The organism is Croceicoccus pelagius (genome assembly GCF_001661915.1).
Taxonomy (GTDB): domain Bacteria; phylum Pseudomonadota; class Alphaproteobacteria; order Sphingomonadales; family Sphingomonadaceae; genus Croceicoccus; species Croceicoccus pelagius.
Window position 1 is genome coordinate 1 of record NZ_LYWY01000040.1, and the last position, 13,544, is coordinate 13,544.

Here is a 13,544-nt window from a genome sequence, read left to right on the forward strand (position 1 = left end):
GAGGGCGTAGCCCGAGCGGGGGTCGCCAACACCCGGATTGTCATTTCTGTCAGGGGTTGGGGCGTGCTTTTCGTGCCTGGCTCTGGGCCAGACGATAGCTCTCGCCATTCATTTCCAGGATGCTGACGTGGTGGGTAAGCCGGTCGAGAAGCGCGCCGGTCAGGCGCTCGGAACCGAACGTTTCGGTCCATTCGTCGAACGGCAGGTTGCTGGTGATCAGCGTCGAGCCACGCTCGTAACGCTGCGAGATCAGTTCGAACAGCAGTTCCGCGCCGGTCTTTGACAGGGGAACGAACCCCAGCTCGTCGATGATGAGGAGCTTGTATCCGGCCATCTGCTTTTGCAGGCGCAGCAGGCGGCGTTCGTCGCGTGCTTCCATCATTTCGCTGACCAGCGCGGACGCGGTGGTAAAACCGACTGTCAGACCCTTCTGGCAGGCCGCGAGGCCCAGGCCGATCGCGACATGGGTCTTGCCGGTTCCTGACGGGCCAAGGGCGATGACGTTCTCGCGCCGGATGATCCATTCGCAGCGCGCCAGTTCGAGCACCTGCATCTTGTTGAGCTTCGGGATGGCGGTAAAATCGAAGCTGTCGAGGCTCTTGGCCGCCGGGAACCGCGCGGCCTTGATCCGGCGCTCGACCATCCGCCGTTCCCGGTCGATCAGTTCCAGTTCGACAAGCCGGGCAAGATAGCGGACATGATCCACGCCCTCTGCCGCGCATTGCCGGGCCAGCTTGTCATGCTCACGCAGGAACGTCGGCAGCTTGAGCGTCTTGAGGTGATTGGTGAGCAGCAGTTCGGGAGCCGGGCTGCTCATGCCGCGTCCTTCGTCTCGCCCGACAACAGCCGCATGTACGAGCGCGCCGATGTCGTCTCCACCCTCGTCCTGGGCAGGTAGGGATAGATCGCCATATCCAGTCTGGGCACCCGGCGTTCAACCCGGCACAATACAAGGTGCTTCACCGCATCGAAGCCGATCGCGCCCATATCAAGGGCCTGCTTCACCGCGGCATGCAGATCGGCAAGCGTGAAGCTTTCCAGCAGGCGCAGCACCTGCACATACTCGCGCCGGCCATGCTTGCCCCCATGACGGTTCAGGCGCGCTTCCATCAGCCGGCGCAGCGTCACAAACGCCTCGGGCAGGTTCCAGCCTTGCAAGGGCGCGGCCTGATCGAGGGCATTGATCTTCTGTTCGATCAGGGGAAGGTAATGGACCGGATCGAAGGTCACGTCTTCGCGGCTATAGCTGCGGGGATGACGGGCAATGACCTCGCCCCGGCAGCCGATCACCACCTCGCCGACATAGCCCCTGATCCATACTTCCTGGTGGCCGAAGCGTACCGGTACCGAGTAATCATTGGTCCGGTAGCGCACCAGCGCCTGCGACGAGACCTGGCCGCTGGTCTGGTCACAGGCCTCGAACGGCGATGCCGGAAGGTCCTGCATCGCCGCCAGATCGCGTTGCAGTCTCTCGCCGATCGTCTCGTTCTCGCCGCGCAGCCGATCGTTCTGCCGTTTGCGGCATTGCTCCTCGAGCCACAGGTTGAACGCCTCCCATGTCGCGAACCGGGGGATCGGGACCATGAAGTTGCGGCGGGCATAGCCGACCAGACCTTCCACGCTGCCCTTGTCGTTCCCCTTGCCAGGGCGGCCGTAACGATCGCGGATCAGGTAGTGCGACAGAAAGGCGCTGAACAGCCTCGCGCGCCGCCGCGTGCTGTCAGGAAGGATCTTAGAGACCAGGCAGCGATCGTTGTCGTAGACGATCGAGAGCGGTACCGCGCCGAAGAACGCGAAGGCATGAACGTGGCCGTCCATCCACGCCTCGGCAACGGCCGCCGGATAGGCCCGCACGTAGCAGGCATCGCTGTGCGGCAGATCGAGCACGAAGAAGTGCGCCTTCTGCTCCACACCGCCGATCTCAACCAGAGCCTCGCCGAAATCAGCCTGTGCGTGGCCGGGGGCGTGCGCCAACGGCACGAACATCTCCCGGCTGCGCTGAACCCGCTCCCGGATGTAATCCTTGATGATCGTGTAACCGCCGGTGAAGCCATGCTCTGCGCGAAGGCGGTCGAACACACGCTTCGCCGTATGGCGCTGCTTGCGCGGAACCGACCGGTCCCCTTCCAGCCAGCCATCGATGATCGGTATGAACGCTTCCAGCTTCGGTCGCCGCACCGGGGCGCTGCGACGGTAACCGGGCGGCACCGAATACGACAGCATCTTGCGAACCGTGTCGCGCGATATGTTGAAATGCTTCGCTGCCTCGCGCTGGCTCATCCCTTCAGAACACGCCAGACGAACCCTCAGGTAAAGTTCCACGGTGTAAATCCCTCATCCCTCCTCGCCAGCTTCGCGAAAAGGGAAAAGTGGACGACTTTTACGCCGCCCGCAGCAGCACTGCGCCGCCGCTACCGTGGCCTAATTTTGCACCGCCGTTCTCACCCGCATCGAGGCCATGGACCTTGATGCGCTTCGTGCGGAATGGAGGCAGCGCTACGGCGCGCCTCCTGCACTCCGGTCCGAACCGAGCCTGCGCATGCTGCTTGCCTGGCGCGTCCAGGCCGAGACATTCGGCGGGCTCGACAAGGAGACCCGGCAAGCACTGTCGCGCTCTGGCCCTGTTCAGGCCGAAGGCCGGCATCTTGGCATCGGTGCGACACTGACCCGCAACTGGAAGGGCCGAAAGGTTACGGTAGTGGTCGAAGAGGACGGTTTCAGTTGGGAAGGCCAGCTCTTCCCCAGCCTGTCAGCTGCCGCAACCGCGATCGCCGGGAGCCGCTGGAACGGTCCGCGGTTCTTCGGGCTGAGGCAGGAACCATGAGCGCTAAGCCAAAAATCCTGCGCTGCGCGATCTACACCCGCAAAAGTTCGGAGGAAGGGCTCGACCAGTCCTTCAACAGTCTCGATGCCCAGCGCGAAGCGAGCGAGGCCTATGTGAAGAGCCAGGCCAGCGAAGGCTGGACCGTCCTGCCTGCCCATTACGACGACGGCGGTTATTCTGGCGGGACAATGGATCGGCCCGGGCTGCAGCAGCTGCTGTCCGATATCGAGGCCGGCCAGATCGACATCGTCGTCGTTTACAAGATCGACCGGTTGACCCGCTCGCTCACCGACTTCTCGCGTATCGTCGAGATATTCGAGAAGGCCGATTGTAGCTTCGTCTCGGTCACCCAGTCCTTCAACACCACAAACTCGATGGGTCGCCTGATGCTGAACGTGCTTCTCTCGTTCGCCCAGTTCGAGCGCGAGGTCACCGGCGAGCGCATCCGTGACAAGATCGCAGCGTCCAAGGCAAAGGGCTTCTGGATGGGTGGCAATCTGCCCTTGGGCTATGACCTCCCGGTGGCCGGAACACGTAAGCTCGTCGTCAACGAGGCGGAGGCCGGAACGGTCCGCCATATCTTTCGGCGCTATCTCGAACTGGGATCGGTCCACGCGCTGCAGCGCGATCTGGATGCAGCCGGCATCCGCTCCAAGCAGCGCGTGACGATCTCCGGCAAGACGGTGGGCGGCAACAGCTTTACCCGTGGCCCGCTCTTTCATCTCCTGCGCAACCGCATCTACCTCGGCCAGATCGTGCACAAGACCAAGATCCATGAAGGCGAGCACGCCGCCATTGTTGGTGCCGATCTCTTCGAGCAGGTTCAGGCCAAGCTCGATGCCAATGCGCGGCGGTTCCACAAGGCGGCGCAGCATCGCATGGTGAGGGCGCCGCTTGTCGGCAAGCTCTTCGATGCCGGCGGCGATGCGATGAGCCCGACTTTCTCACGTGGGAAGTCGGGACGCTCTTACCGCTACTATGTCTCCGCTTCGCTGCAGAAGGGTGCGGCCAGCAACCGCGATGGCAAGGTTCTGCGGCTTCCTGCACCTGCCATCGAAGCTATCATCGCCGGCCTTCTGCATCGCTGGCTGCCGTGTGAAGACAAGCCAAACGACAAGCTGCGCCAAGTGCGGCTTTGCGACGGTGGGCTTGCAATCACGCTTGCGGGCGTGAAGGTGTCCGATCTGGCGATCCACCTCGATGAGGAGGAGCGGCTTATTCACCAGGAGCGATCGGGGTGCACGATCCAGCTTCCGATCGCACTGCCATTGCGCGGTGGGCGCAGCCGCATGACGTCCGGGACCAAATCCAGCAGTGCGCCGAACGAGAAACTGATCGCAGCGCTGCGGCGTGCCCATGGCATGCTAGGGCGCGATCGGGGAATGCCGATCTTGCAGTCCGCGCCCGTCTCTCCCTACGAGCGCAAGATCCTCCGGCTTGCGTTTCTGGCTCCCGACATCCAGCGCGACATCATCGCCGGCCGCCAGCCTCCGCACGTAAACCTGGAAAGACTGGTCAAGACGGACATCCCGCTTGCCTGGTCCGAGCAGCGCAGATCACTCGGTTGGCCGGGTGCCAATTGATCCCTGTTATGGCTGATTAGCTCCCCTGATATCGCCGATAGAGGCCCCTGTTACGGCGATTAAATACCCTGTTCCGTCGAAGAACAGGAAAACGGGCAATAGATGCCCCTAACCCACGGAAAACCGCAGACTATATCCAGGCACCTTCCCTTCAGATCGCCTCACGTGGTCTGTTTTTCGCCTCGAATTCGCAATTTTCCCTGTTCCTGCCCTGTTATGCAGGGAAACCGAACCGATGCTGGTTCGCGCAGAGACGCCCTGCGCAAAGCCGGCCTGTTCCCGAGGATGAGACACACAGATCACGCGCCCCACGACGGATTGGGCCGCGCAAAGCCGCTTGTTCCGCGGGGTTGGCGCGGGGCCCTGTTCCTAGAGACAAGTGCTGGGGGTAGGTGGCGGAGCGAGAGGGATTCGAACCCTCGATACGGGTTACCGTATACACACTTTCCAGGCGTGCGCCTTCGACCACTCGGCCACCGCTCCGCATGCCTGACGGCAGAGGGGCGAACTAGCGCTACGCGCGAGACAAGGCAAGGCAATCATGACGCTTTTTGCGCCATGCCCTGCCCCGCCCCCGATCCGTCCTAATCAGATCACCGCAGCGCCGTTGTCGAGACGGTCGAAATAGGCCGCCATGGCGGACGCAGCCAAGTCGCTCAGTTCGATGAAAGCGCGGCGGCGGTCCTGCGGATCGCGGACGCGGTCGAGCAATCCGGATTCGGTCATCTGCCCGATCCAGCGCAGCGCCGTGGTCGGCGGCACGCAGGCCGCGATGCACAGGCTGGACACGCTGACCTGCTGACCCTCGCCCTTTGCCGCGGTAAGGTCGAGCAGGATATCCCAGGCAGGATCGGCAAAAAGTTCGCCTTCGAAGAATTGAGCGCGAAGCTGACGCTGGCGAATGATTTCACGGACGAGGACCGGCGAAGGAAGTGCCGGGTTGGTACCGGCAGCTGGCGCCCTCTTTTGGCTTGGTGGTGCCATATAAGACAGAACCGGCGAACGGACGCTGAAACTTTCATCCTCAAACTCGTCGGCGAGCTTACCGCCCTGTGCGACAAAACCGTCCATCTTGCGTGCCAGCATCTGAACCTGTTCGGTGAGGCGGAGCAGCGCAAGGCGGTCTTCCCCGCTCAATTCGTTGACGGTGCCCACCGGCATCCGCGCCAAGGCATTACCGAGCGCCAGTGCCCGCTCCGCCTCGGAAGGCGACACGAGGATCTGGGCCGAGGACTGGTCCACGCAGCCGAACACGCTGTCGAGTGCCTCTGCCGAAGTCGATACGATCATCTCGCACCCGCTGCGCGCGGCGCGCATGTCGAGGCGAGCAATCGTGGCGAGAAGCTCGGCATCAATCACCGGCGCATCGATGATGACGATATCGCCCAGCACCAGTGCTTCCCCGCCCGTCAGCCGCGAAAGCGGTTCTGACTGTCGCAGGACGAGGCCCACTTCCAACGCGTGATCGCACAAGGTCGAGCGAAGCGCATCGCGGCTGGCGAAAATGGAAATGCTGGCCGCGGCGGAACGCGAAGGGCGCTCAGCCGGGGACGCATCATCGAACCGGAACGCTTCTACAACTTGTGCCATGGACCTGTTTTCCCCTGCTCCATACGCGGAACAAGGTGAGAACAAATTGAAAACAAGTCAAGTATGTTTCTGATCCGTTCCGGATCGAAAGCTCCCTTCCTCAGTCCATGAACGGATCCCGCACGAGGATCGTGTCCTCACGCTCGGGGCTGGTCGAGACCAGTGCGACGGGTGTTTCGATGAGTTCCTGCACGCGCTGGATGTACTTGATCGCCTGTGCGGGAAGCTCGGCATAGGAACGCGCACCCGCCGTCGTCGCCTGCCAGCCTTCCATCTCTTCGTAGATGGGCTCGACCCGTGCCTGATCGCCGGCGTGGCTGGGCAGGAAGTCGAGAATCTTGCCGTTGAGGCGGTAGCCGGTGCAGATCTTCACGGTCTCGAACCCGTCGAGCACGTCGAGCTTGGTCAGCGCGATGCCGGTGACGCCCGAGATCGCGCAAGTTTGGCGCACCAGCACGGCATCGAACCAGCCGCAGCGACGCTGGCGGCCGGTGACGGTGCCGAATTCATGGCCGCGCTCGCCAAGGCGCTGGCCGTCGGCGTCTTCCAACTCGGTGGGGAACGGGCCCGATCCGACGCGGGTGGTGTAGGCCTTCACGATGCCCAGTACGAAGCCGGTCGAATTGGGGCCAAGGCCCGAACCGCTCGCCGCCGTGCCCGAAACCGTGTTCGAGCTGGTGACGAAGGGATAAGTACCGTGGTCGACATCGAGCAGAACGCCCTGCGCGCCTTCGAACAGGATGCGTGCGCCGGCCTTGCGGACCTTCTTCAGACGCTTCCACACCGGTTGCGCATATTGCAGCACGAAAGGCGCGATTTCCCTGAGGTCTGCGATAAGCTGCTCGCGGTCGATCGGGTCCTGCCCGAAGCCTGCGCGCAGAGCGTCGTGATGGGCGCAGAGACGGTCGATCTGGGGTGCCAGGTCGTCAACATGATCGAGATCGCAGACGCGGATGGCGCGTCGACCGACCTTGTCTTCATAGGCAGGGCCGATACCGCGACCGGTCGTACCGATCTTGCCCTTGCCCGCGGCCTGTTCGCGCAGTCCGTCGAGGTCGCGGTGCAGCGGCAGGATCAGCGGGCAGTTGTCGGCGATGGCGAAATTCTCGCCATTGATGTCGACGCCCTGGCCTTCCAGCTTCTCGATCTCCGCCTTCAGGGCCCAGGGGTCGAGCACGACGCCGTTGCCGATCAGCGAAAGGGTGCCGGTGACGATGCCCGAAGGCAGCAGCGAGAGTTTGTACACCTTTTCGCCGACGACGAGCGTGTGGCCCGCGTTGTGGCCGCCCTGGAAGCGGACGACGGCGTCGGCGCGGCTGGCCAGCCAGTCGACGATCTTGCCCTTGCCTTCGTCGCCCCACTGGGCGCCGATCACGGTCACATTTGCCATGGATAGAGTCCTTCCCCCTGCCCGGTGGATCCGCTTCGCGCCCTTCGACAGGACTCGGCGCGAGGGATGGACGGTAGGAGGCAAAAAAGAACGCCTCCGGATGCGCCGCGCGCGTTAGAGGCAGGGGGCGCATCTAGTCAAGCAGCAAGCGCATGATCGCCTCGTTCGGGAGCGGTAAAGCTTTGCCCTTCTATCGAGTGCGCCATGCGTATCGCTGCACTCACTCTCGCCCTCGGCGCGCTTGTCGCTGCCCCGCTTGCCACCTCGATCCCGGCGCGACCCGCCGCTGCGGCCACTGCGACGACGATGCCGGGCGAAGTCATCGAATACGGCTCGCACCCGTTGCAGGCGATGGATTTCTATCCCGCGTCAAAGGATTTCTCGGGGCCCCGCCCGCTCATCGTCTTCGTCCACGGCGGCGCTTGGGCGGGCGGTGACAAGTCCGATTCGACCGGTGCGGCGAAAATCCGGCACTACACCCAGAACGGCTATGCACTGGCCAGCATCAATTACCGACTGCTGCCCGAAGTCGACATCGAGGACCAGGCCCGCGACGTTGCCGCCGCCATCGCGCGGCTTCGCGACAGTTCGGCAGACTTGGGCGTCGACAAGCGCCGCATCGTGCTGATGGGGCATAGCGCGGGTGCGCATCTGGCTGCACTGGTGGCGACCGATCCGCAGTGGCTCGACAATGTCGACATGCGCCCCGGCGACATCGCGGGCGTCGTCCTGCTCGATGGTGCAGCCTATGATGTGCCGGTTCAGATCCGCGATGCCGGGCCGCTCTTGGGCTTTGCCTACCAGATCGCGTTCGGCAGCCGGCCTGCGCGCCAGGACCAGCTTTCGCCGACCTATCACGCGGGCGGAGAGAACGCGCGCAGGTTCCTCCTCCTCCACGTCGAGCGCGCCGATGCGAAGCGGCAGGCGGAGATGCTGGGCGAGGACCTGAAAGCGGAGGGCACCGACGCGCAAGTCATGGCTTTTCCCGGTCGCGGAATGGAGGGGCACAACCTCATCAACGCCATGCTGGGCCGCAGCGATTCCCCTGCGACCGTGCCGGTTGACGAGTGGCTGGCCGCCACGGTTGGGAAGGCGCACTGATCGTCGCCATCGGGCCGATCTTGGCTTCGAAGGCGGTAAAACGGTTGAAATTCAACGATCGAGGGCCAGCTAGAAAAGCGAACCCGGCGTTTCAGGCGGCAATCGCCCCTGCGCCACCTATCCACGATCCATTGGAGTCTTGATGCCTCAGCCAGTTCAGACAGCTTTTCCCACTGCAATCCTCAACGACGGTCGCGAGATGCCGCAATTCGGTTTCGGCACCTCCGGCATCGACAATGATCAAGCCGAAGACAAAGTCGGCGAAGCCATCAAGCGCGGCTATCGCCTGATCGACACCGCGGCGATGTACGACAACGAGGAAGGCGTAGGAAAAGGCGTCGGTTCGCGACACGACATCTTCCTGACGACCAAGATCTGGAACGACCGACAGGGCCATGCCGAAGCCAAGGCCGCATTCCGCGAGGCACTGGCCCGCATGGGTCGTGACGAAGTCGATCTCCTGCTCATCCACTGGCCCGCGCCGGGCAAGGATCTTTACGTCGACACGTGGAAGGCTCTGATCGAACTGCGCGAAGATGGCCGCGTGAAGTCGATCGGCGTGTCGAACTTCATGCCCGAGCACATCGATCGCCTGATCGCCGAAACCGGCGTGACGCCGGCGGTAAACCAGATCCAGGTCCACCCGATGTGGCAGCAGCGCACCGTGCGCGCCTACAACCGCGACAAGGGCATCATCACCCAGTCGTGGAGCCCGCTTGGTTCCGGGCAGCTGTTGCGCCATCCGGTGCTGACCCAGATCGCAGAGGAGCTGGAAGTGCCGGTGGCCTCGGTGATCCTGCGCTGGCATCTGCAGCACGGCCTTGTGCCGATCCCGAAGACGGAAACGCCCGAGAGGATGAGCGACAACCTCGATGCCATGCGCGTCGTGCTGAACCGCGATCACATGGCGCGGATCGACGCGCTCGATCATCCCGAAGGCAGACTTGGCCCGGACCCGATGGTCCACGGCAACGACGCCTGATCCTGCAGACACGAAAAAGGGGCCGTTTTCTCGGCCCCTTTTTTCTTGTGCCGCCGGTGCAGCGCGCGTCACAGAGCGCGCGGTTCCTTGCCGTCGAGAACGTGGGTGCAGCCCAGCGCCCTGGCATCGTCCGATGCGTCCAGCGCGGCCACGGTCTGCCAGCCGATAGTGCGCAGGCGCAAAGCCGCGTCGCGGTCGTGGCCCAGTGGCAGGAACAGGCGTTCGATCTTCGCGCTGCCCGCCCCGCGCGCAATGAGGGGATCGGGGTATAGCGAGAAGCCGGTCGCGACCTCGTCGTGCCCGCCCTCGCTGGTGATCCGATAGGTACCGCCACGGCCCAGCGCGCCGCGCACGCCCGAGGCGTAGATCGTGAAGCCGAACCACGACTGATATTCGAAACCGTGACGCTCGGTCGGATCCAGCGTCAGGCGCGCCGCACCATCGATGTGGGCGGCGATTTCCTTCAGGCCTTCGATACGCGATGCAACGGCATCGCCCGCGTCGAGAGCGGCCAGCTTTTCGATCGCGGTCGCGAATGGCCCGGTAGCATAGAGCAGCGGCAGGTAAGCTTCGCCCCCTGCGGCGACCAGCGAACCTGCGTCTTTCGCGTCGAGCTCGCGGCGCACGGCCGGAACGGCTGCCTCAGGTAGCGGCAGGCTGCTGGCGGCCAATGTGTCGACAAGGTCGGGCAGCGTAAAGTCGACCGAAATATCGCGCGCGCCTGCGGCCTTCAGCGCCTCAATCGCAAGCGAAACCGATTCGGAAGCGGCGGCGACGGTGTCGTTGCCGATGATTTCCGCGCCTACCTGCAGCCGCTCGCGTTCGGGTTCCAGCCCGTTGCCCTTCAGGAACAGCACCTGCCCCGCATAGGACAGGCGCAGCGGGCGGGCCGCATCCTTGAGACTGGTGGCGGCGATCCGGCCGACCTGCACGGTCATGTCCGAACGCAGCGCCAGCGTGCGCAGCGAAGCGGGATCGACGAAGCGGACCATTCGGTTGCGCTTCGTCCCTGCCATGCGGCTGGCGAGCGAACGTTCGAATTCCACCATCGGCGGCTGGACCGGATCGAAACCGTGACCTGCCAGAACATCATTCATCGCGCGCGTCACGCGCAAAGCTTCGGCCGCCAACGGCGGCAGGCGGTCTGACAGCCCCTCGGGCAGCAGGTCGGGATCGGCCTCTTCGAACATCGCGGCTTCGCCTAGATGGCTATGGGGGGAGAGGCAAGCACCCCTCCCCCGATTTGGGTCAGAACGGTTGTGGTTAGAACGAAAGAGCCTTCACGGTCTTCACGCCCGGGCAGTCGCACGCGGCCTTCAGGACTTCCTGCGGGATTTCCTGGTCGACCGAGAGCAGCAGCACCGCCTCGCCGCCGGTTTCGCGGCGGCCAAGGTGGAACGTGCCGATGTTGATGCCCGCTTCGCCAAGAAGCGAACCGATGCGGCCGATAAAGCCCGGCGCGTCCTCGTTCACGATGTAGAGCATATTGCCGTCGAGGTCGGCCTCGATACCGATGCCGAAGATGTCGACGAGACGCGGCTGGCTCTTGCCGAACAGGGTGCCGGCAACGGTGCGTTCGCCCGCATCGGTATCTACCTTGATGCGGATGAGGGTGCTGTAGGCGCCTTCACGCTCGTTGCGGATTTCGCGAACTTCCATGCCGCGTTCCTTGGCGATGAACGGTGCGTTGACCATGTTCACGGTGTCCGAATAACGGCGCATCAGGCCAGCCAGCACCGCGCCGGTGATCGGCTTGATGTTGAGCGTCGCAGCATGGCCTTCAACCTCGATGCCGATGCGCTTGAGGTTGCCGTGCGCCAGCTGGCCGACAAGGCTGCCCAGCTTTTCGGCCAGCGCCATGTAGGGCTTGAGCTTCGGGGCTTCCTCTGCCGACAGCGACGGCATGTTGAGCGCGTTGGTGACGCCGCCATTGACGAGGTAGTCGGACAGCTGTTCCGCCACCTGCAGCGCGACGTTGACCTGCGCCTCTGTCGTCGAAGCGCCGAGGTGCGGGGTGCAGATGAAGTTCGGCGCGCCGAACAGGACGTTTTCCTTGGCCGGTTCGACAGCGAACACGTCCAGCGCGGCACCGGCGACGTGTCCGTTGTCCAGCATTTCGCGCAGCGCAGCCTCGTCGATCAGGCCGCCGCGAGCGCAGTTTACGATGCGGACGCCCTTCTTCGTCTTGGCGAGGTTTTCGGCAGACAGGATGTTCTTCGTCTCTGCCGTCAGCGGCGTGTGCAGCGTGATGAAGTCGGCACGGGCGAGAAGCTGGTCAAGCTCGACCTTCTCGACACCCATTTCGACGGCGCGTTCGGCCGACAGGAACGGATCGAAGGCGATGACCTTCATCTTGAGGCCCTGCGCGCGGCTGGCGACGATCGAACCGATGTTGCCCGCACCGATGAGCCCAAGCGTCTTGCCGGTCACTTCGACACCCATGAAGCCGTTCTTCGGCCACAGGCCCTGCTGGGTCTGCGCGTTCGCTTCGGGGATCTGGCGGGCCAATGCCATCATCATCGCGATCGCGTGTTCGGCCGTCGTGATCGAGTTGCCGAACGGCGTGTTCATCACGACGACGCCTTTGGACGAAGCGTAAGGGATATCGACATTGTCGACGCCGATACCGGCGCGGCCGATGACCTTCAGGTTGGTCGCGGCGTCGAGCACTTCCTTCGTCACTTTCGTGGACGAGCGGATGGCAAGACCGTCATAGTCGCCGATGCGGGCGATAAGCTGTTCGGGGGTTTCGCCGGTGATGACGTCGACGTCACAGCCGTTCTCTTCGAAGATACGGGCGGCGTTGGGGTCCATCTTGTCGGAAATAAGAACGCGGGGCTTGCTCATGGTAGCCTCCTTCAATCGAATAGCGTTTGGAAAATGTGGGCGGACCCCGCGCGCACGAGGTCCGCTCCTGTCAGCGGATCAGGCCGAAAGTTGGGTGTATGCCCAGTCGAGCCACGGGCCGAGAGCCTCGATGTCCGCTGTGTTAACAGTCGCGCCGCACCAGATGCGCAGACCCGCCGGGGCATCGCGGTAACCCGCGATGTCATAGGCAGCGCCTTCATCCTCGAGCAGCTTGGCGAACTTCTTGATGAAGTCCGCGTCCGCACCCGCGACGGTGAGGCAGACCGAGGTGTTCGAACGGATCGAGGGATCGGCCACAAGGTGCCCCAGCCACTCACGCTCTTCCACGATCTTGTTCAATGCGGCGGCGTTGGCGTCGGCACGGGCGCGCAACGCGGCGGCACCGCCAATTTCCTTGCCCCATTCCAGTGCGAGGATCGCGTCCTCAACTGCCAGCATCGACGGAGTGTTGATCGTCTCGCCCTTGAAGACCCCTTCGACCAGCTTGCCGCCCTTGGTCAGACGGAAAACCTTCGGCAGCGGCCACGCAGGCGTGTAGCTTTCAAGACGTTCGACAGCGCGGGGACCGAGGATGAGCACGCCGTGCGCGCCCTCACCGCCCAGAACCTTCTGCCAGGAGAACGTGGCGACGTCGATCTTGGTCCAGTCGATGCTCTGCGCGAAGACCGCGCTGGTCGCGTCGGCGAAGGACAGGCCTTCGCGGTCCGCTGCGATCCAGTCGGCATTCGGGACGCGGGCGCCCGAGGTCGTGCCGTTCCAGGTGAAGAGAACGTCGCTGCCCCAGTCGACCTGCGAGAGGTCGGGAATTTCGCCATAGGGCGCTTCCATCACGGTCGGATCGACCTTGAGCTGCTTCACGGCATCCGTGACCCAGCCCGAACCGAAGCTTTCCCACGCCAGCGTCGTCACCGGACGCGCGCCCAGCATCGTCCACATCGCCATTTCGAAAGCGCCGGTATCCGAACCCGGCACGATGCCGATGCGGTGCGTTTCGGGCAGTTCCAGCAGTTCGCGCATCAGGTCGATGCAGTACTGCAAACGTGCCTTGCCGATCTTGGAGCGATGCGAGCGCCCAAGCGATGCGGTATCGAGCTTTTCGGGAGTCCAAACCGGGGGCTTGGCGCAGGGACCGGACGAGAAATAGGGACGCTCCGGCAGCGTCGGTTTTGTATCAGTCATTTAAGACTCTCCTTGCAGAGAGCACGC

General features: G+C 63.6%; 11 protein-coding genes and 1 tRNA gene. 4 read left to right on the forward strand and 8 right to left on the reverse strand.

Features of this window, described 5'->3' with window-relative positions:
* Positions 1-49 precede the first annotated feature (49 nt).
* The gene (istB, locus tag A9D15_RS14245; RefSeq protein WP_066761576.1) at positions 50-817 is read right to left on the reverse strand and encodes an IS21-like element helper ATPase IstB; all 768 of its coding nucleotides are present in this window, start codon (positions 815-817) and stop codon (positions 50-52) included.
* Positions 814-2,322, reverse strand: a complete 1,509-nt coding sequence (istA, locus tag A9D15_RS14250; protein WP_082924210.1) for an IS21 family transposase — start codon at positions 2,320-2,322, stop codon at positions 814-816. Before istA ends, istB begins: the two co-directional genes overlap by 4 nt.
* Before the next feature lie 127 nt (positions 2,323-2,449).
* On the opposite strand from istA, the gene A9D15_RS14255 reads away from it, so the two are divergent.
* Positions 2,450-2,824, forward strand: coding sequence for a DUF2924 domain-containing protein (locus A9D15_RS14255; RefSeq protein ID WP_268237085.1), 375 nt, complete (start codon positions 2,450-2,452; stop codon positions 2,822-2,824).
* Entirely contained in the window at positions 2,821-4,407 is a 1,587-nt protein-coding gene (locus tag A9D15_RS14260) for a recombinase family protein (protein WP_066766193.1), read from the forward strand. The genes A9D15_RS14255 and A9D15_RS14260 overlap by 4 nt, the downstream gene beginning before the upstream one ends.
* Before the next feature lie 393 nt (positions 4,408-4,800).
* Here the strand turns inward: A9D15_RS14260 and A9D15_RS14265 are convergent.
* The 3 genes from A9D15_RS14265 to A9D15_RS14275 all read right to left on the reverse strand — a co-directional run bounded on the left by A9D15_RS14265 (position 4,801) and on the right by A9D15_RS14275 (position 7,387).
* Positions 4,801-4,890, reverse strand: a tRNA-Ser gene (locus A9D15_RS14265).
* A gap of 105 nt (positions 4,891-4,995) precedes the next feature.
* Positions 4,996-5,997 (reverse strand): helix-turn-helix domain-containing protein, encoded by a 1,002-nt coding sequence (locus A9D15_RS14270; protein WP_066766194.1) that lies wholly within the window; start codon positions 5,995-5,997, stop codon positions 4,996-4,998.
* A gap of 100 nt (positions 5,998-6,097) precedes the next feature.
* On the reverse strand, positions 6,098-7,387 hold the full coding sequence (locus A9D15_RS14275) for an adenylosuccinate synthase (RefSeq protein ID WP_066766195.1): 1,290 nt from the start codon (positions 7,385-7,387) through the stop codon (positions 6,098-6,100).
* A gap of 204 nt (positions 7,388-7,591) precedes the next feature.
* Here A9D15_RS14275 and A9D15_RS14280 point away from each other — a divergent pair, with 204 nt between their 5' ends.
* Positions 7,592-8,488 carry an alpha/beta hydrolase gene (locus A9D15_RS14280; RefSeq protein WP_082924512.1) on the forward strand — a complete coding sequence of 299 codons (897 nt, stop codon included), beginning with the start codon at positions 7,592-7,594 and terminating at the stop codon, positions 8,486-8,488.
* Positions 8,489-8,630: 142 nt separating this feature from the next.
* The gene (locus A9D15_RS14285) at positions 8,631-9,470 is read left to right on the forward strand and encodes an aldo/keto reductase (protein WP_066766196.1); all 840 of its coding nucleotides are present in this window, start codon (positions 8,631-8,633) and stop codon (positions 9,468-9,470) included.
* Positions 9,471-9,538: 68 nt separating this feature from the next.
* Here A9D15_RS14285 and A9D15_RS14290 read toward each other — a convergent pair whose 3' ends face one another.
* The 3 genes from A9D15_RS14290 to A9D15_RS14300 form a co-directional block, all read right to left on the reverse strand.
* Positions 9,539-10,660, reverse strand: coding sequence for an ATP phosphoribosyltransferase regulatory subunit (locus tag A9D15_RS14290; RefSeq protein ID WP_066766198.1), 1,122 nt, complete (start codon positions 10,658-10,660; stop codon positions 9,539-9,541).
* A gap of 73 nt (positions 10,661-10,733) precedes the next feature.
* The gene (gene serA / locus A9D15_RS14295; protein WP_066766201.1) at positions 10,734-12,317 is read right to left on the reverse strand and encodes a phosphoglycerate dehydrogenase; all 1,584 of its coding nucleotides are present in this window, start codon (positions 12,315-12,317) and stop codon (positions 10,734-10,736) included.
* Positions 12,318-12,395: 78 nt separating this feature from the next.
* Positions 12,396-13,517 carry a phosphoserine transaminase gene (locus tag A9D15_RS14300; RefSeq protein WP_066766202.1) on the reverse strand — a complete coding sequence of 374 codons (1,122 nt, stop codon included), beginning with the start codon at positions 13,515-13,517 and terminating at the stop codon, positions 12,396-12,398.
* Positions 13,518-13,544 lie beyond the last annotated feature (27 nt).

What these genes read in the sequence shown, in the direction of transcription:
- istB (WP_066761576.1), bottom strand. Translation starts at nt 817, where the DNA reads ATGAGCAGCCCGGCTCCCGAACTGCTGCTCACCAATCACCTCAAGACG.
- A9D15_RS14260 (WP_066766193.1), top strand. Translation starts at nt 2,821, where the DNA reads ATGAGCGCTAAGCCAAAAATCCTGCGCTGCGCGATCTACACCCGCAAA.
- A9D15_RS14270 (WP_066766194.1), bottom strand. Translation starts at nt 5,997, where the DNA reads ATGGCACAAGTTGTAGAAGCGTTCCGGTTCGATGATGCGTCCCCGGCT.
- A9D15_RS14275 (WP_066766195.1), bottom strand. Translation starts at nt 7,387, where the DNA reads ATGGCAAATGTGACCGTGATCGGCGCCCAGTGGGGCGACGAAGGCAAG.
- A9D15_RS14280 (WP_082924512.1), top strand. Translation starts at nt 7,592, where the DNA reads ATGCGTATCGCTGCACTCACTCTCGCCCTCGGCGCGCTTGTCGCTGCC.
- A9D15_RS14285 (WP_066766196.1), top strand. Translation starts at nt 8,631, where the DNA reads ATGCCTCAGCCAGTTCAGACAGCTTTTCCCACTGCAATCCTCAACGAC.
- A9D15_RS14290 (WP_066766198.1), bottom strand. Translation starts at nt 10,660, where the DNA reads ATGTTCGAAGAGGCCGATCCCGACCTGCTGCCCGAGGGGCTGTCAGAC.
- serA (WP_066766201.1), bottom strand. Translation starts at nt 12,317, where the DNA reads ATGAGCAAGCCCCGCGTTCTTATTTCCGACAAGATGGACCCCAACGCC.
- A9D15_RS14300 (WP_066766202.1), bottom strand. Translation starts at nt 13,517, where the DNA reads ATGACTGATACAAAACCGACGCTGCCGGAGCGTCCCTATTTCTCGTCC.